Source organism: Stutzerimonas sp. NM35, from assembly GCF_054604355.1.
Genome location: NZ_CM137728.1, coordinates 3,783,631 through 3,800,032, shown reverse-complemented (window position 1 = coordinate 3,800,032; position 16,402 = coordinate 3,783,631). Strand labels below are relative to the sequence as shown.

The 16,402-nt window shown below is 64.8% G+C and carries 16 protein-coding genes; 15 read left to right on the top strand and 1 reads right to left on the bottom strand.

The genetic code is table 11. The features are described 5' to 3' along the window. Positions 1 to 373 precede the first annotated feature (373 nt). The 12 genes from ACYCFC_RS17560 to ACYCFC_RS17505 all read left to right on the top strand — a co-directional run bounded on the left by ACYCFC_RS17560 (position 374) and on the right by ACYCFC_RS17505 (position 11,494). Positions 374 to 1,267 carry a TauD/TfdA dioxygenase family protein gene (locus tag ACYCFC_RS17560; protein ID WP_459652399.1) on the top strand — a complete coding sequence of 298 codons (894 nt, stop codon included), beginning with the start codon at positions 374 to 376 and terminating at the stop codon, positions 1,265 to 1,267. A gap of 38 nt (positions 1,268 to 1,305) precedes the next feature. Beyond that, positions 1,306 to 2,349, top strand: coding sequence for an ABC transporter substrate-binding protein (locus ACYCFC_RS17555; RefSeq protein ID WP_459652398.1), 1,044 nt, complete (start codon positions 1,306 to 1,308; stop codon positions 2,347 to 2,349). Positions 2,350 to 2,353: 4 nt separating this feature from the next. Continuing rightward, on the top strand, positions 2,354 to 3,217 hold the full coding sequence (locus tag ACYCFC_RS17550) for an ABC transporter ATP-binding protein (RefSeq protein ID WP_459652397.1): 864 nt from the start codon (positions 2,354 to 2,356) through the stop codon (positions 3,215 to 3,217). Between the two features lie 13 nt (positions 3,218 to 3,230). After that, the gene (locus ACYCFC_RS17545; RefSeq protein WP_459652396.1) at positions 3,231 to 4,097 is read left to right on the top strand and encodes an ABC transporter permease; all 867 of its coding nucleotides are present in this window, start codon (positions 3,231 to 3,233) and stop codon (positions 4,095 to 4,097) included. Positions 4,098 to 4,273: 176 nt separating this feature from the next. Continuing rightward, entirely contained in the window at positions 4,274 to 5,278 is a 1,005-nt protein-coding gene (locus tag ACYCFC_RS17540) for an ABC transporter substrate-binding protein (protein ID WP_459652395.1), read from the top strand. A 164-nt stretch (positions 5,279 to 5,442) separates the two neighbouring features. After that, positions 5,443 to 6,660 carry a threonine synthase gene (locus ACYCFC_RS17535; RefSeq protein ID WP_459652394.1) on the top strand — a complete coding sequence of 406 codons (1,218 nt, stop codon included), beginning with the start codon at positions 5,443 to 5,445 and terminating at the stop codon, positions 6,658 to 6,660. After that, positions 6,657 to 7,322 carry an amino acid ABC transporter permease gene (locus tag ACYCFC_RS17530; RefSeq protein ID WP_459652393.1) on the top strand — a complete coding sequence of 222 codons (666 nt, stop codon included), beginning with the start codon at positions 6,657 to 6,659 and terminating at the stop codon, positions 7,320 to 7,322. Before ACYCFC_RS17535 ends, ACYCFC_RS17530 begins: the two co-directional genes overlap by 4 nt. Continuing rightward, positions 7,303 to 7,962, top strand: coding sequence for an amino acid ABC transporter permease (locus ACYCFC_RS17525; RefSeq protein WP_459652392.1), 660 nt, complete (start codon positions 7,303 to 7,305; stop codon positions 7,960 to 7,962). The genes ACYCFC_RS17530 and ACYCFC_RS17525 overlap by 20 nt, the downstream gene beginning before the upstream one ends. Beyond that, the gene (locus tag ACYCFC_RS17520) at positions 7,959 to 8,729 is read left to right on the top strand and encodes an amino acid ABC transporter ATP-binding protein (RefSeq protein ID WP_459652391.1); all 771 of its coding nucleotides are present in this window, start codon (positions 7,959 to 7,961) and stop codon (positions 8,727 to 8,729) included. Before ACYCFC_RS17525 ends, ACYCFC_RS17520 begins: the two co-directional genes overlap by 4 nt. Continuing rightward, positions 8,726 to 9,595: a transporter substrate-binding domain-containing protein gene (locus ACYCFC_RS17515; RefSeq protein WP_459652390.1), complete on the top strand. Its 870-nt coding sequence runs from the start codon at positions 8,726 to 8,728 to the stop codon at positions 9,593 to 9,595. Before ACYCFC_RS17520 ends, ACYCFC_RS17515 begins: the two co-directional genes overlap by 4 nt. A gap of 172 nt (positions 9,596 to 9,767) precedes the next feature. Then, positions 9,768 to 10,745 carry a serine O-acetyltransferase EpsC gene (gene epsC / locus ACYCFC_RS17510; RefSeq protein ID WP_459652389.1) on the top strand — a complete coding sequence of 326 codons (978 nt, stop codon included), beginning with the start codon at positions 9,768 to 9,770 and terminating at the stop codon, positions 10,743 to 10,745. Between the two features lie 5 nt (positions 10,746 to 10,750). Beyond that, positions 10,751 to 11,494: a class I SAM-dependent DNA methyltransferase gene (locus tag ACYCFC_RS17505; RefSeq protein ID WP_256051931.1), complete on the top strand. Its 744-nt coding sequence runs from the start codon at positions 10,751 to 10,753 to the stop codon at positions 11,492 to 11,494. 12 nt (positions 11,495 to 11,506) lie between these two features. Here the strand turns inward: ACYCFC_RS17505 and ACYCFC_RS17500 are convergent, their stop codons facing one another. Next, positions 11,507 to 12,406 carry a LysR family transcriptional regulator gene (locus ACYCFC_RS17500; protein WP_459652388.1) on the bottom strand — a complete coding sequence of 300 codons (900 nt, stop codon included), beginning with the start codon at positions 12,404 to 12,406 and terminating at the stop codon, positions 11,507 to 11,509. Positions 12,407 to 12,580: 174 nt separating this feature from the next. Here ACYCFC_RS17500 and trpB point away from each other — a divergent pair, with 174 nt between their 5' ends. The 3 genes from trpB (at position 12,581) to ACYCFC_RS17485 (ending at position 16,057) form a co-directional block, all read left to right on the top strand. Beyond that, positions 12,581 to 13,792 carry a tryptophan synthase subunit beta gene (trpB, locus tag ACYCFC_RS17495; protein WP_459652387.1) on the top strand — a complete coding sequence of 404 codons (1,212 nt, stop codon included), beginning with the start codon at positions 12,581 to 12,583 and terminating at the stop codon, positions 13,790 to 13,792. Continuing rightward, entirely contained in the window at positions 13,789 to 14,598 is an 810-nt protein-coding gene (gene trpA / locus ACYCFC_RS17490) for a tryptophan synthase subunit alpha (protein WP_459652386.1), read from the top strand. The genes trpB and trpA overlap by 4 nt, the downstream gene beginning before the upstream one ends. A 202-nt stretch (positions 14,599 to 14,800) precedes the next feature. Then, positions 14,801 to 16,057 (top strand): MFS transporter, encoded by a 1,257-nt coding sequence (locus ACYCFC_RS17485; protein WP_459652385.1) that lies wholly within the window; start codon positions 14,801 to 14,803, stop codon positions 16,055 to 16,057. Positions 16,058 to 16,402 lie beyond the last annotated feature (345 nt).

Genomic DNA, 16,402 nt, shown 5'->3' with positions numbered 1-16,402 from the left:
GGCACGTTGCCACGGGTGCGCTCCGCGCATCGCATGCACCTCCGAGGGTCGGTCGATTGGAGCAGAGGTTGGCGCCGCCACGGCTTTTCCTGTAGGCGCCCGCTTGCGGGCGATCATGCGTCCAGCCCACGATTCAGCTACCGGTCGGATGCCGAATCGTCCCAGGCGGGCTGCTGCGATTCGGCTGTGCGACGACCTGAAGGATCACCATATGCATATTCTAAAAAAGTATTTAAATTAATTCGCTTATACCCATAAAGTCACACCCATGCGTACCTGCCGACCAATCGGCGCGCCGCACTTAATGTTGGGCTGTTTCAACAGCCCTCCCAAAGTGATGCGCCGATTGGGCGCATATGCATGGAGTTGTCCAATGTCGGCTTTCGCATACGCGGCCCCGTCCGGCGCCGTTGCCCAGAATTTTCAGGTGTTGCCGTTCGACGCGCCGCTCGGCGCGGAAATCGTCGGACTGAATCTGGCCCAGCCGCTGAACGATGCCGACTTCGCCCGGATTCACCAGGCTCACCTCGATCACGGCCTGCTGGTATTCCGCGAGCAACGCATCACTCCCGAGCAGCAGATCGCCTTCAGCCGCCGCTTCGGCCCGCTGCAGATCCATGTGCTCAAGCAGTTCCTGCTGGCCAACCACCCGGAAATCTTCATCATCTCCAACATCCAGGAGAACGGTCAGCCGATCGGCCTGGGCGATGCCGGCAAGTTCTGGCATTCGGACCTGTCCTACAAGGAATTCCCCAGCCTGGGTTCCATGCTGCTGGCCCGGGAACTGCCCGAAGAAGGCGGCGATACCCTGTTCGCCAGCCAGCAACTGGCCTACGAGACCCTGCCGGTCGAGCTGCGCCAGGCCCTCGAAGGCAAGCGCGCGGCGCATTCCTACACCGCGCGCTACGCCGACGAGGTGTTCGCCAGCGTGCGCCGACCGACCCTGACCGAGGCGCAGCTGGCCGAAGTCGCGGCGGTGGTGCATCCGGTGGTGCGCACGCATCCGGGAACCGGGCGCAAGGGCCTGTTCGTCAACGAGAACTTCACCACGCACATCCTCGACATTCCCGAGGACGAGAGCCGGCAGATTCTCGCCGAGCTGTTCGCGCATAGCGCCCGCCCCGAATTCATCTACCGCCACCAGTGGCAACCCCACGATCTGGTGTTCTGGGACAACCGCGCGCTGATTCACCTGGCCACCGGTTGTCCGAGCCACCTGCGCCGACGCATGCACCGCACGACCATCCAGGGCGACGTTCCGTTCTGATCCTCATCGCTGTTCCTTTTCTGAAATGGAGTCTCATCATGTCTCTAGGCAAGCGTTTTCCCTTCATTCCCCGTTTCGGTCGGCTGGGCGCCGGCATCGGTCTCTCCCTGAGCCTGCTGGTCGGCACCCTGACCGTGCCGCAGCTGGCCCAGGCCGAAGGCCAGATCCGCATCGCCGAGCAGTTCGGCATCGTCTACCTGCTGCTCAACGTGGTGCGTGACCAGCAGCTGATCGAGAAACACGGCAAGGCCGATGGCCTGGAGATCAAGGTCGACTGGCAGCAGCTCTCCGGTGGGGCGGCGATCAACGATGCGCTGCTGTCCGGCGCCATCGACATCGCCGGCGCCGGCATCGGCCCGCTGCTGACCGTGTGGGATCGCACCCACGGCAAGCAGAACGTCAAGGGTGTGGCCTCGCTGGGCAACTTCCCCTACTACCTGCTGAGCAACAACCCGAACGTCAAGACCATCGCCGACTTCACCGAGAAGGACCGCATCGCCCTGCCGGCGGTGGGCGTGTCGGTGCAGTCGCGCTTCCTCCAGTACGCCGCCGCCAAGCAGTGGGGCGACGACCAGTTCGACCGCCTGGACAAGTACACCCTGGCGCTGCCGCACCCGGATGCCACCGCCGCGCTGAAATCAGGCGGCACCGAGCTGAACGGGCACTTCTCCAATCCGCCGTTCCAGAACCAGGCGCTGGAGAACCCGGACGTGCATGTGGTGCTCGACACCTACGAGCTGCTCGGCCCGAACTCGCCCACCGTGCTGTATGCCACCGAGAAGTTCCGCAAGGACAACCCCAAGACCTACAAGGCCTTCGTCGCCGCGCTGGCCGAGGCTGCCGCGTTCGCGCAGAACGACAAGCGTGCCGCCGCCGACACCTATATCCGTGTCACCGGGGCGAAGATCAGCCGCGAAGACTTGCTGAAGATCATCGACAACGAGCAGTTCCAGTTCAGCGTCACCCCGACCAACACCTACCCGCTGGCCGAGTTCCTCCATCGCGTCGGCGCGATCAAGAACAAGCCGGCCTCCTGGCAGGACTACTTCTTCGAAGACGCCGCCATCGGCCAGGGAAGCTGATGCCATGAATGCCCCCCTGCAAGGCCACACGGCCAGCACCCTGAACCGAAGCGCCTTCGACACCCTGTTGCAGGTGGAGCAGGTCAGCCTCGAATACCGCACCCCGCAGCGCGTGGTGCGGGCGACCCACGAGGTCAGCTTCGAGGTGGATCGCGCCGATCGTTTCGTGCTGCTCGGGCCGTCCGGTTGCGGTAAATCCACGCTGCTCAAGGCGGTGGCCGGCTTTATCGATCCGGTCGGCGGCACCATTCGCCTGGATGGCACCGAGGTCAGGGAGCCAGGGCCGGACCGCATCGTCGTGTTCCAGGAATTCGACCAGTTGCCGCCGTGGAAGACGGTCAAGCAGAACGTCATGTTCCCGCTGCTGGCCTCGCGCACGCTGGGCCGCCGCGACGCCGAGGAGCGCGCCCTGTATTACCTGGAAAAGGTTGGCCTGGCCGCCTTCGCCGATGCCTACCCGCACACCCTGTCCGGTGGCATGAAGGCGCGCGTGGCCATCGCCCGTGCGCTGGCCATGCAGCCGAAGATCCTGCTGATGGACGAACCCTTCGCCGCGCTGGACGCGCTGACCCGGCGCAAGATGCAGGAAGAGCTGCTGGAGCTGTGGGAAGAGGTGCGCTTCACCCTGCTGTTCGTCACCCACTCCATCGAGGAGGCGCTGATCGTCGGCAACCGCATCCTGCTGCTGTCGCCGCATCCGGGCCGGGTACGGGCGGAGATCAACAGCCATCAGTACGACCTGCGCAGCCTCGGCGGTGTGGGTTTCCAGCAGACCGCGCAACGCATCCATCGCCTGCTGTTCGACGAGGAGGTCGAGGGCGGCCACGCCGCCGAACTGGGTTTCCACGACATCCGCATCGCCTACTGAGGAGAATGAAATCATGAGTCTTTCCCCCGCACGGCGTGAGGAATACGAAATCCCCCTGCAACCGCTGCCCGGTCTCAAGCTGGAACGCGAGTTGCCGCTCGTTCAACGCCTGTGGCAACAGGGCTGGCTGCGCAAGACGCTGATCCTGCTGGCGCTGGCGCTGATCTGGGAGCTGGCGGCGCGTTACCAGGGCAACGACCTGCTGCTGCCGAGCTTCGTGCAGACGGCCAAGGCCTTCGTCGAGGGCATCGGCAGCGGCGAGCTGCTGGAGAAGGTGGCGATCTCGCTGTCGGTGCTGATCAAGGGTTATCTGGTCGGCATCGGCCTGGCCTTTCTGCTGACCACCCTGGCGGTGTCGACGCAACTGGGCCGCGACCTGCTGTCCACGCTGACGTCGATGTTCAACCCGCTGCCGGCCATCGCCCTGCTGCCGCTGTCGCTGCTGTGGTTCGGCCTGGGCGAGAACAGCCTGATCTTCGTGCTGGTGCACTCGGTGCTCTGGGCGCTGGCGCTCAATACCTACGCCGGCTTTCTCGGCGTTTCCGAAACCCAGCGCATGGCCGGGCGCAACTATGGCCTCAAGGGCCTGCGCTTCGTGCTGTTCATCCTGATCCCGGCGGCGCTGCCGTCGATCCTCGCCGGCCTGAAGATCGGCTGGGCCTTCGCCTGGCGCACGCTGATCGCCGCCGAGCTGGTGTTCGGCGCCTCCAGCGGCAAGGGCGGCCTGGGCTGGTACATCTTCCAGAACCGCAACGAGCTGTACACCGACAAGGTCTTCGCCGGCCTGGCCGCCGTGATCCTGATCGGCCTGCTGGTGGAGAACCTGATCTTCGCCAGCATCGAACGCGTGACCGTCAAGCGCTGGGGGATGCAGCGCTAGCCCCCTGTAGGAGCCAGCTTGCTGGCGATCCTCGGCGCCGAATCGCCAGCAAGCTGGCTCCTACAAGTCCCAGGGCCGAACCTGTGGTGGGCTGAAGCCCACCCCCAACCGCCTTTCTCGAACCAAACCACCCAAAGACCGCCTGGCCAACGCACCGCCAGGCACAGGAGCTATCCATGAAGAAAAACCGTTTCGCCATCGCCCTGAGCCTGCTCGGCGCCCTGGCGTTGCCCGTCGCCGCCCAAGCCGAAGGCCAGATCAGCATCGCCCAGCAGTTCGGCATCGGCTACCTGCTCCTGCACGTGGTCAAGGACCGGCAACTGATCGAGAAGCACGCCAAGGCCCAGGGCCTGGACGAGATCAAGGTGGACTGGCGCACCATCTCCGGCGCCACCGCAATGAACGAGGCGCTGCTGGCCGGCGCCATCGACGTGGTATCGGCAGGTGTGCCGCCGATGCTCACCGTGTGGGACCGCACCCACGGTCGGCAGAACGTCAGGGCCGTGGCCTCGCTCGGTTCGCTGCCCAACTACCTGCTGAGCAACCGCGAAGAGGTGAAGACCCTGCAGGACCTGTCCGACAAGGACCGCATCGCCGTGCCGGCTGCCGGCGTCGGTTTCCAGTCGCGCACCCTGCAGATCGAAACCGCCAGGCTGTACGGCAAGGATGACTTCCAGCGCTTCGACAAGATCTCCGTCAGCCTGCCGCACCCGGACGCCACCGCGGCGCTGATCAAGGGCGGTTCGGAAATCACCGCGCACTTCTCCAGCCCGCCGTTCCAGTACCAGGCGCTGGAGAATCCCAAGGTGCACAAGCTGATCAGCAGCTACGACATCCTTGGCGGCCAGGCCTCCTTCAGCGTGCTCTACGCCACCGAGAAGTTCCACAAGGAAAACCCGAAGACCTACAAGGCCTTCTACGACGCGCTGGTCGAAGCCGAACAGTTCATCAAGGCCGACAAGGCCGCAGCCGCCGAGATCTACATCCGTGTGGAGAACTCCAGGCTGCCGCTGGAGTTCGTGCAGAAGATCATCGAAGACCCGGAGAACGACTTCACCGTGTCGCCGCAACGCACTTTCACCTACGCTGAGGAACTGCATGAGCTGGGCGTGCTGAAAAACAAGGCGACATCGTGGCAGGACTACTTCTTCGAAGAAGCCCACGCCAATCCGGGGAGCTGATTGCCTGCGATGTGCGCTCCCGCCATTGGCGCGGTACATCGGTGGATGGATGAAGCGTCATCCACCCTACGTAGACCATCCGGCCACTCGCGTTACCCGCGTCGAGTGGCCTTCGATATTGAACCCACGGCTTATCCGGTCGTGGCCGATTGGTGAGCAATCCCATGCCCTACAGTTACCTGTCCCACCTCTACTGCCCGAAAACCAACGAGCATTACGATGCCGATCATATCCAGCAGCTCAGTGCCGCCGGCGCGCCGCTGCTGGTGGCCTACGACCTGGAAGCCCTGAAACGGAGCTGGAAACCCGCCGATCTGCTCGGTCGCGAGGCCAGCCTGTGGCGCTACCACGAGCTGCTGCCGGTGCGCGATCCGGCCAATGTGGTCAGCCTCGGCGAGGGTTTCACACCCTTGTTCACCACCCCACGCATCGGTCGCGACCTGGGTATCGACGATCTCTGGCTGAAGGACGAGGGCATCATTCCCACCGGCTCGTTCAAGGCCCGTGGCGCGGCGGTCGGCGTATCCAGGGCCAAGGAACTGGGGGTGACGGCCCTGGCGATGCCCACCAACGGCAACGCCGGCGCGGCCTGGTCGCTGTATGCAGCACGCGCCGGCATTCACGCCACCATCGTCATGCCGCAGGATGCGCCGCTGATCACCCGCAATGAAACCGCGCTGTCCGGCGCCAGCCTGTATCTGGTCAACGGCTTGATTTCCGATGCCGGCAAGCAGGTGGCCCAGGCCGTGGCCGAAGGCGGCCTGTACGACGCCTCGACGCTGAAGGAGCCGTACCGCATCGAGGGCAAGAAGACCATGGGCCTGGAGCTGGCCGAGCAGTTCGGCTGGCAGTTGCCCGACGTGATCCTCTACCCCACCGGCGGCGGGGTCGGGCTGATCGGCATCCACAAGGCGTTCAAGGAGCTGCGCGAGCTGGGCTGGATTCCCGCCGACCGGCCATTGCCGCGTCTGGTGGCGGTGCAGGCCAGCGGTTGCGCGCCCATCGTCAAGGCCTGGGAGCAGAAGGCTGCCGTTTCCGAGTTCTGGGCCGATTCGACCACCGTGGCCTTCGGCATCAACGTGCCCAAGGCGCTTGGCGACTTCCTGGTGCTCGAAGCACTGTACGAGAGCGACGGTTACGCCATCGCCGTGGATGACGCCGAGTTGCTCGCCGAACAACGCAAGGTCGCCGAACTGGAAGGCGCCTTCGTCTGCCCGGAAGGCGCCGCACTCTACGCTGCCGCACGCAAGCTGCGCGCCGCCGACTGGATCAAGGCCGGCGAGCGGGTGGTGATCCTCAACACCGGCGCCGGCATCAAGTATCCGGATACGGTCGAGGTGGACGTGCCGCTGCTGCAACCGGGCGACAGGTTGCCGCGATGACCCTGGACTGGGTCTTCATCCAGAGCACGCTGCCGTCCTTCTACAAGGCCGTCGGCGTGACCCTGCAGATCGGTTTCATCGCCATCGCCACCTCGCTGCTGGTGGCGCTGGTGAATACCGCGATCCTGGTCTTTCGCGTACCGCTGCTACGGCGCCTGGTGGGACTTTATGTCGAGCTGGCGCGCAACACGCCGCTGCTGATCCAGCTGTTCTTCATTTACTTCGCCCTGCCGAGCCTGGGTATCCGCGTCTCCGGTTTCACCGCGGCGATCATCGGCATGACCTTCCTCGGCGGCGCCTACCTCACCGAGGTGCTGCGCGCCGGGGTCGAGGCGGTGCCCCGGGTGCAGATCGAATCGGGGCTCGCCATCGGGCTGTCGCGCTGGCAGCTGCTGCGTTACGTGATTCTGCCGCAGGCCGGCATCCTCAGCCTGCCGGCGCTGTTCGCCAATTTCATCTTCCTGCTCAAGGAAACCACCGTGGTGTCCGCCGTGGCGGTGCCGGAAATTCTCTACACCACCAAAAGCTACATCGCCCTGTACTACAAGACCTACGAGATGCTGTTGGTGTTGAGCGCGCTGTGCGTGCTGATCTTCCTGCCGCTCTCACTGTTGTTCCGCTACCTGGAAAGGAGGTTGCAACGTGGCCAGTTCGGGACTTGAGCTACTCTGGGTGTCGTTGCCGCAACTCTGGCGCGGCGCCTCGCAGACCCTGCTGATATCGGCCTGGAGCATCCTCTTCGGCAGCGTGGGCGGGGTACTCTACGGCGTGCTGAGCAACCTCGGCTCGCGCTGGCTGAATGCCTTGCTGCGGATCTATCTGGAGCTGTTCCGGGCGATCCCGGTACTGGTCTGGCTGTATCTGTTCTTCTTCGGTCTGCCGATCTTCTTCGGCATCGACATTCCCAACCTGTGGTGCGCGATTCTGGTGCTGTCGCTGTGGAGCGCCAGCGAGATCGGCGAGGTGGTGCGCGGCGCCCTGCGCTCGCTGCCCAGCGGGCAGCGCGAGGCGGGGCTGGCGATCGGTCTGTCCAGCGCGCAGCTGTACGGCTACGTGCTGATCCCGCAGGCGCTCAAGCGCATGACGCCGCCGACCATCAACGTCTACACGCGGATCATCAAGACCAGCTCGCTGGCGGTGCTGATCGGCGTGGTCGAGATCATCAAGGTCGGCCAGCAGCTGGTCGAACGCACCTACGAATCGCTGCTGATCTATGGCGCGCTGTTCCTGTTCTTCTTTTTCATCTGTTATCCGCTGTCCGCCGCCTCGCGTGTGCTGGAAAGGCGCTGGAGCATCGCATGACGGCACTGATCGAACTGGCCGGCTTCACCAAGCGTTTCGGCGAGACCGCCGTGCTCGCCGGCATCGACCTCAGGGTCGAGGCGGGCGAAGTGGTGGTGATCCTCGGCCCCAGCGGCTGCGGCAAGAGCACCCTGCTGCGCTGCCTCAACGGCCTGGAGCCGGGACAGGGCGGCGAATACCGCTTCGCCGGTCAGCTACTGAGCAGCGACAGCGACTGGCGCCTGGTGCGCCAGCGGGTCGGCATGGTGTTCCAGAGTTACCACCTGTTCCCGCACATGACGGTGCTGGAGAACATCCTGCTCGGGCCGCTCAAGGTGCAGAAACGCACGCGGGTCGATGCCCTGGAGCAGGCTGAACGGCTGCTCGCGCGGGTCGGCCTGCTGGACCGCCGCGACGCCTATCCGCGCGAATTGTCCGGCGGCCAGCAGCAGCGCATCGCCATCGTTCGCGCGCTGTGCATGAATCCCCAGGTGATGCTGTTCGACGAAGTCACCGCGGCCCTCGACCCGGAGATGGTCAAGGAAGTGCTGGAGGTGATCCTCGCCCTGGCCGAAGGCGGCATGACCATGCTCATCGTCACCCACGAAATGGCCTTCGCCCGCGCGGTGGCCGACCGTATTCTGTTCATGGATGGCGGACGCATCGCCGAACAGAACGACCCGGAAAGCTTCTTCAGCCAGCCGCGAACCGCACGCGCGCAGCAGTTCCTGGCGAAGTTTTCCTACATAGACGGCATGCACCGACATGCCAAGCGAGAGAAACCATGAGAACTGCCAGATCACTGCTGTTATTGCCTTTCATCGCCGCCGGCCTGCTGCTCGGCTGCGGCAATGCCGAAGAACCGAAACCCTCGGCCACCGCCGCGCCGAGCGACAGCTACCTGGAGAAGATCCGGCAGCGCGACAAACTGATCGTCGGTGTCTTCACCGACAAGCCGCCATTCGGCTACGTCGACGAGAGCGGGCGCTATGTCGGCTTCGATACCGACCTGGGACGGCGCTTCGCCAAGGAGCTGCTGGGCGACGAGAACAAGATCGAGTTCGTCGCGGTGGAGCCGGCCAGCCGGATTCCCTTCCTGCAAAGCGACAAGGTCGACCTGATCCTCGCCAACATGACCGTTACCCCCGAGCGCAAGGAAGCGGTGGACTTCACCAACCCCAACCTGCGCGTCGCCGTGCAATTGCTGGTGCGTGACGACGGCGGCGTCGAGAAGCTCGACGATCTGGCGGACAAGACGCTGATCGTCACCATCGGCACCACCGCCGATATCTGGCTGACCCGCAACCGCCCCGACTGGAAGCTGCTCAAGTTCGAGCGCACCTCGCTGTCGCTGCAGGCCCTGGCCGATGGTCGCGGCGATGCCTACGCGCAGGACAACATCGTGCTGTTCAGCTGGGCCAAGCAGAACCCCGGCTACCGCGTGCTGGATGACCGCCTCGGCGGCGAAGACCCCATCGCCCCGGCGGTGAAGAAGGGCAACGACGAACTGCGCGAATGGGTCAATGAAACGCTGGCGAAGCTGGGCGAGGAACAGTACCTGCTCGAACTCTACGACCAGTACGTGCGCAAGGAACTGCCCGAGGGGACCGATCCCCAACTGGTGATCGTCGAGGGCGGTCACTGGCAGGGCTGATAAACGCAGCAGGAAGGCGGCAAGGCGAGCTTTCTTCAGGCGCGGGACAGGCTATAACGAACAAGTTGCGTATCGAATGCCTGGGTTCGCCGTTGCTAAACTGGGCCACGACCAATGTTGCCGAGGCGGCTTCCCGTTCATTTTCTGCCGAAGGCGTTTTCAAGGAGTTCCCATGCCCGACAAGCTCGACGGCCAGTCCCAAGGTCGAGACGAATACTCGCAAGAGTCGCCCTCCCGCCCGGAGGCCTGGCAACTGGAACGGATCGTCAGCGAGCTGCGCGCCGCCCGTACCGAATGGCGCGTCAGCACCGGGCGCGCCCGCGAGCTGGGGAGCCGCGAGCTGCCGTCACGCCAGGCGCTGGAATGCATCTTCTCCGACCTGCGCGGCGCGCTCTTTCCGATGCGCCTGGGCCCAAGCGACCTGCGCTTGGAGAGCGAAGACTTCTACGTCGGTCATACATTGAACAATGCGCTGAACAGCCTGCTCTGCCAGGTACGCCTGGAGTTGCGCTATGCCGCCCGCCAGCGCGGCGAGCCAGAGGCCGGCAGTGACGCCGGCGCGGTGCAGATCGTGCGCGACTTTGCCGCCGCCCTGCCGCAGATGCGCCGGCTGCTCGACAGCGACGTCACCGCCGCCTACGCCGGCGACCCTGCGGCACGCAGCGTCGACGAAGTGCTGCTGTGCTATCCGGGGATTCTTGCGGTTATCCATCACCGTCTCGCCCACCATCTATACGCCGCCGGCCTGCCGCTATTGGCGCGCATCGGCGCGGAAATCGCTCACTCCGCCACCGGCATCGACATTCACCCTGGCGCGCAGATTGGCGGCAGCTTTTTCATCGACCACGGCACGGGCGTGGTCATCGGCGAAACGGCGATCATCGGCAATCGGGTGCGTATCTACCAGGCCGTTACCCTTGGCGCCAAACGCTTCACCGCCGACGAAACCGGCCAGCTGCACAAGGGCCGCGCGCGCCATCCGATCGTCGAGGATGATGTGGTGATCTATGCCGGCGCGACCATTCTGGGTCGCATCACCATCGGCCAGGGTTCCACTATCGGTGGCAACGTCTGGCTCACGCGCAGCATCCCGCCAGGCAGCAACATCACCCAGGCCGGCCTGCAGCATCAGAAGCGGGATGACGCCTGACAACCATGTCCGCCAACTCGCTCTATACCGACCTGTCGGGCTACTACGATCTGATGTGCGACGGCATCGACTACCGTGCGCAAAGCGACGCTGCACGCAGGTTGCATCAGATATTCGGCAACCAGGGCACACGCCACCTGGATCTGGCGTGTGGCACCGGGCCGCATATTCGGCATTTCCTTGATTCCGGTTACCGAAGCAGCGGGCTGGACATCAATCAGCCCATGCTGGACATCGCCCGGCTGCGTTGCCCGGAAGCCCAGTTCTCATTGCAGGACATGGGCAACTTCAAGGTTGATGAGGCCTTCGATCTGATCACCTGCTTCCTGTATTCCATCCACTACAACAACGGTCTGGACACGCTGCGCGCGTGCATGGCCAGCGTGCATGCGGCGCTCGATGAAAACGGTGTGTTCTGCTTCAACACCGTGGACAAGCACAGGATCGACAACACCTCATTCACGCGCCATGCCGCCGAGCACGACAACAGCCGCTTCATGTTCACCTCCGGCTGGCATTACGGCGGCTCCGGTGACCGGCAGACCCTGAAACTCGCCATTGAAAAGACCACCCGGGGCGTCACGCAAACCTGGCAGGACGAACACGCCATGGTCGCCACAGGCTTCGACGAGCTGCAGGAACTGTTGCAGCCCTTGTTCGATGTGCATGTGTTTGAGCATGACTATGAAAAGATCACCCCCTGGGATAGGGCTTCCGGCAACGCCCTGTTTGTCTGCGTAAAGATCTGACCGCAAACCCCGTCAAACCCTCTGCGCCACGCCCAGCTCCCCACGCAACCACTCGGCCAGCCGCTCCGCACGCCGGTCGACACGGCGTGCGGGCACCCACAAGGCCAGCCGTGCCGAGGTTTCAACGAACCCCCAGGGCGCCAGCAGGCGGCCCGCGGCCAGATCGTCGGCGACCAGTTGCTGCGGGGCGATGGCCACGCCCAGCCCGGCCAGTGCCGCTTCCAGCAGAAAATACAGGTGCTCGAAACTCTGCCCCAGGCGCAGCTCGGATGGCTCCAGGCCCTTGCCGCGCGCCCAGCTCGGCCAGGCCTGCGGGCGTGAGGCAGTGTGCAGCAGCGGCTCGCCCAGCAGCACCGTCGGCGCTGAACCGCGCCACGCCGTGCAGCGCGGGTGATACGGGCTCAATACCGGGCCGATGCTTTCCACAGCCAACTCGAACACCTGCATGTCCGCCGGCCACGGCGGCTCGGCGTACCACAGCGTCGCGTCGAGCCCGGCGCGGCGCGGGTCCAGGTCGCCCTCGCTGGCCGACAGTTGCAAGCGCAGGTCGGGCAGCTCGCGGTTGAGCCGGTCCAGCCGAGGAATGAACCAGCGCGCCAGCAGGCTGCCGGGACAGCCGAGCACGAAGGGTGCCTCGGCGGTCTGTCGCTGCAGCTCGGCGCAGGTGCTGCGCAGCCGCTCGAAGGTATCGCTGGCGACATCGCGCAGCCGCACGCCGGCATCGGTGAGTTTTACACCACGCCCGTCCTTTTCCAGCAGGGCGATGCCGAGGGCTTCTTCCAGACTCCTGAGCTGCCGACTGATGGCACCGTGAGTGACATGCAGCTCGCTGGCCGCCTGTTTTAGACTGCCGAGACGCGCCACGGCCTCGAAGGCACGCAGGGCATTGAGCGGTGGAAGGCTGGTGTTCATGAGTGAGTTTTCCTGACGAGTCGCAGCGATCTTATCGCTTTTTTTCCCCGCCGCATCCGGTTAGGGTGCATGCCATGTCGTAGGAGCCAGGGCGACGCCCAGTCCTTGCTGGCGATCCACGCTGATCGCGAGCAAGCTGGCTCCTACAAGACCGAGTTCCCCAGGAGATCGCCCATGACTTCATACCGCAACGGCCCCGACGCCAAGGGCCTGTTCGGCAGCTTCGGCGGCCAGTACGTCGCCGAGACGCTGATGCCGCTGATCCACGCGCTGGCCGCCGAATACGAGAAGGCCAAGCAGGACCCCGAGTTTGCCAGGGAACTGGCCTATTTCCAGCGCGACTACGTGGGTCGCCCTTCCCCGCTGTACTTCGCCGAACGCCTCACCGAGCACTGCGGCGGCGCGAAGATCTACTTGAAGCGTGAAGAGCTGAATCACACCGGCGCGCACAAGATCAACAACTGCATCGGCCAGATCCTCCTGGCCCGGCGCATGGGTAAAAAACGCATCATCGCCGAGACCGGCGCCGGCATGCACGGCGTGGCCACCGCCACCGTGGCCGCGCGCTTCGGCATGCAGTGCGTGATCTACATGGGCACCACCGACATCGACCGCCAGCAGGCCAACGTCTTCCGCATGAAGCTGCTGGGCGCCGAGGTGATCCCGGTGGTCGCCGGCACCGGCACCCTCAAGGACGCCATGAACGAAGCCCTGCGCGACTGGGTGACCAACGTCGACAGCACCTTCTACCTGATCGGCACCGTCGCCGGCCCCCACCCCTACCCGGCCATGGTCCGCGACTTCCAGGCGGTGATCGGCAAGGAGACCCGCGACCAGTTGCAGGCCCAGGAAGGCCGCCTGCCCGACTCGCTGGTGGCCTGCATCGGCGGCGGCTCCAACGCCATGGGGCTGTTCCACCCGTTCCTCGATGACCAGAGCGTGAAGATCGTCGGCGTCGAGGCCGCCGGCTACGGCATCGAGACCGGCAAGCACGCCGCCAGCCTCAATGGCGGCGAACCCGGCGTGCTGCACGGCAACCGCACCTTCCTGCTGCAAGACGACGACGGCCAGATCATCGACGCCCACTCCATCTCTGCCGGCCTCGACTACCCCGGCATCGGCCCCGAGCACGCCTGGCTGCACGACATCGGTCGCGTCGAGTACTGCTCCATCACCGACCAGGAGGCGCTGGACGCCTTCCACCTGTGCTGCCGACTGGAAGGCATCATCCCGGCGCTGGAGTCCTCCCACGCGCTGGCCGAAGTCTTCAAGCGCGCGCCCACGCTGCCCAAGGATCATCTGATGGTGGTCAACCTGTCCGGTCGTGGCGACAAGGACATGCAGACCGTCATGCACCACTTTGCCGAACAGGAAGAACGCATATGAGCCGCCTGCAGACGCGCTTCGCCCAGCTGCAACAGGAAAATCGCGCCGCGCTGGTGACCTTCGTCACCGCCGGCGACCCGGACTATGACACTTCCTTGCAGATCCTTAAGGGCCTGCCCGCCGCCGGCGCCGACGTGATCGAGCTGGGCATGCCCTTCACCGACCCGATGGCCGATGGCCCGGCGATCCAGCTGGCCAACCTGCGCGCGCTGGCCGGCAAGCAGAACATGATCAAGACACTGCAGATGGTCCGTGAATTCCGCGAAGGCGACACCACCACGCCGCTGGTGCTGATGGGCTACTTCAACCCGATCCACCACTACGGTGTACCGCGCTTCATCGAGGATGCGCTGGCCGCCGGCATCGACGGCCTGATCGTGGTCGACCTGCCGCCGGAGCACAACGAAGACCTCTGCGACCCGGCCCAGGCCGCGGGCATCGACTTCATCCGCCTGACCACTCCGACCACCGACGACCAGCGTCTGCCCACGGTACTCGCCAACAGTTCGGGCTTCGTCTACTACGTCTCGGTGGCCGGCGTGACCGGCTCGGGTTCGGCGACCCTGGAGCATGTCGAACAGGCCGTGGCCAGACTCAAGCGCCACACCGACCTGCCGGTCGCCATCGGCTTCGGCATCCGCACCCCGGAACAGGCTGCGGCCATTGCCCGGCTGGCCGACGGCGTGGTGGTCGGCTCCGCCCTGATCGACCATATCGCCAAGGCCGAGAGTTCCGCCGAGGCCGTCGCCGGCGTGCTCGGCCACTGCCGCGAACTGGCGGAAGGCATTCGCAACGCCCGCGCCTGAGCCTGGTGGGGAAACGCTCTTTCGAACGTAGGAGCCAGCTTGCTGGCAATCAGCCGCTGCACCGAGCAGCCATGATCGCGAGCAAGAGCTGAGCGCCCCTCGGGCTCCTACAGGTTCATCGTCCGACCCGGATTGTGTCGAGCCGACGGCGATATCGAGCATGACCTGAACGTTTCAGCCTCCGTTTGTCTGGATATTTGCCGTGTCCTCTTCCGACGCTTCCGCTCTACCCGCTTCCGTCTACCGCCAGCCTGGTTTCCTGCCCTTTCTGATCAGCCGCGTGCTGGCCATGTTCGCCGTGCAGATTCTCGCCGTGGTGGTGGCCTGGCAGGTGTACGACATGACCCGCGATCCGCTGTCGCTGGCCTATGTGGGTCTCGCGCAGTTCGTGCCCATGCTGTTGCTGCTGATGCCGGCGGGCGACCTGATCGACCGTTACGACCGCAAGCGCATCCTGATCCTCAGTTGGGGGTTGGAAGCGCTGTGTGCGGCGGCGTTGTTGTGGTTGTCGCTGAGCGGCGGGGCGGTCGCCGGTTTCTACATCGTGCTGGTGTTCTACGGCTGCGCTCGTGCCTTCACCGGGCCGGCGCTGTCGAGCCTGCTGCCGCAGATCGTGCCGCGTGAAAAACTGGCGGCGGCGATTGCCGCCAACAGCATGATCGTGCGTGGTTCGACCATAGCCGGGCCGGTGTTCGGTGGCGGCCTTTACGCGCTGGGCGGTGGCGGACTGACCTATGCGGCCTGCCTGCTGTTCTTCCTCGCCGGGATCGTGCTGCTGCGCTGGGTGCCGGTGCGCTATGCCGAGGCGATGCAGGCGCTGGAGGCAACGGCCTGGCAGCGTTTCACCGCCGGGATTCGCTTTATCCGCTCGCGACCGATCATTCTCGGCACCATTTCGCTGGATCTGTTCGCCGTGCTGCTCGGCGGTGTGGTGGCGTTGCTGCCGATCTACGCCCAGGAAGTGCTGGAAGTCGGCCCGACCGGCCTCGGCGCGCTACGTAGCGCCATGGCGCTCGGCGAGGTGATGGTGGGCTTCTACCTGAGCACCCGACCGTTCAACCGCCATGTCGGCATGACCATGTTCATCGCGGTGGCGATCTTCGGCCTGGCCAACCTGGTATTCGCCCTGTCCAGCCTGTTCTGGCTGTCCTTCGTGGCGCTGTTTATCGCCGGTGGTGCGGACATGGTGAGCATGTACATCCGCTCGTCACTAATCCAGTTCTCCACCCCGGACGCCATGCGCGGGCGGGTCAACGCGGTGAACATGCTGTTCATCGGCTCGTCCAACGAACTCGGCGAGTTCCGCGCCGGCACCAGCGCCGCCTGGTTCGGCGTGGTGCCGGCGGCCTTGCTGGGCTGTTTCTGCACCCTGGCGGTAACGGGCGGCTGGATGCTCGGCTTCAAGAGCCTGCGCCAGGTCGACCGCTTCGAGGATGCGTCGCCAGCCACCAGAGGCTGATGGGCTGGCGACTCAGAGGGTGTCTACAAAATGGCGATGTCCCAGTTAGCTGTTGCGAGCACTTGAGGTGCGTGAATCCTTCTGTGGGAGCGGTTTTTTAGACCAGAGCACTCCGCGAATTTCGCGGCTGAAGCCGCTCCCACAGGATCGGTATGCACGCGGCCATCGTGGGAGGGGCCTTGGCCGCGAACGGAACCGTGCGGATGGTTCGGGCATCGCGGACAAAGGGTGATGCACAGGCCTAACGCAAATCAACCTCGTCACTCCCGCGAATGCGGGAGCCCAGCGTGGTTGCGGGGTTACCTGACAGGCACTGGGTCCCCGCGTTCGCGGGGATGACGGGGG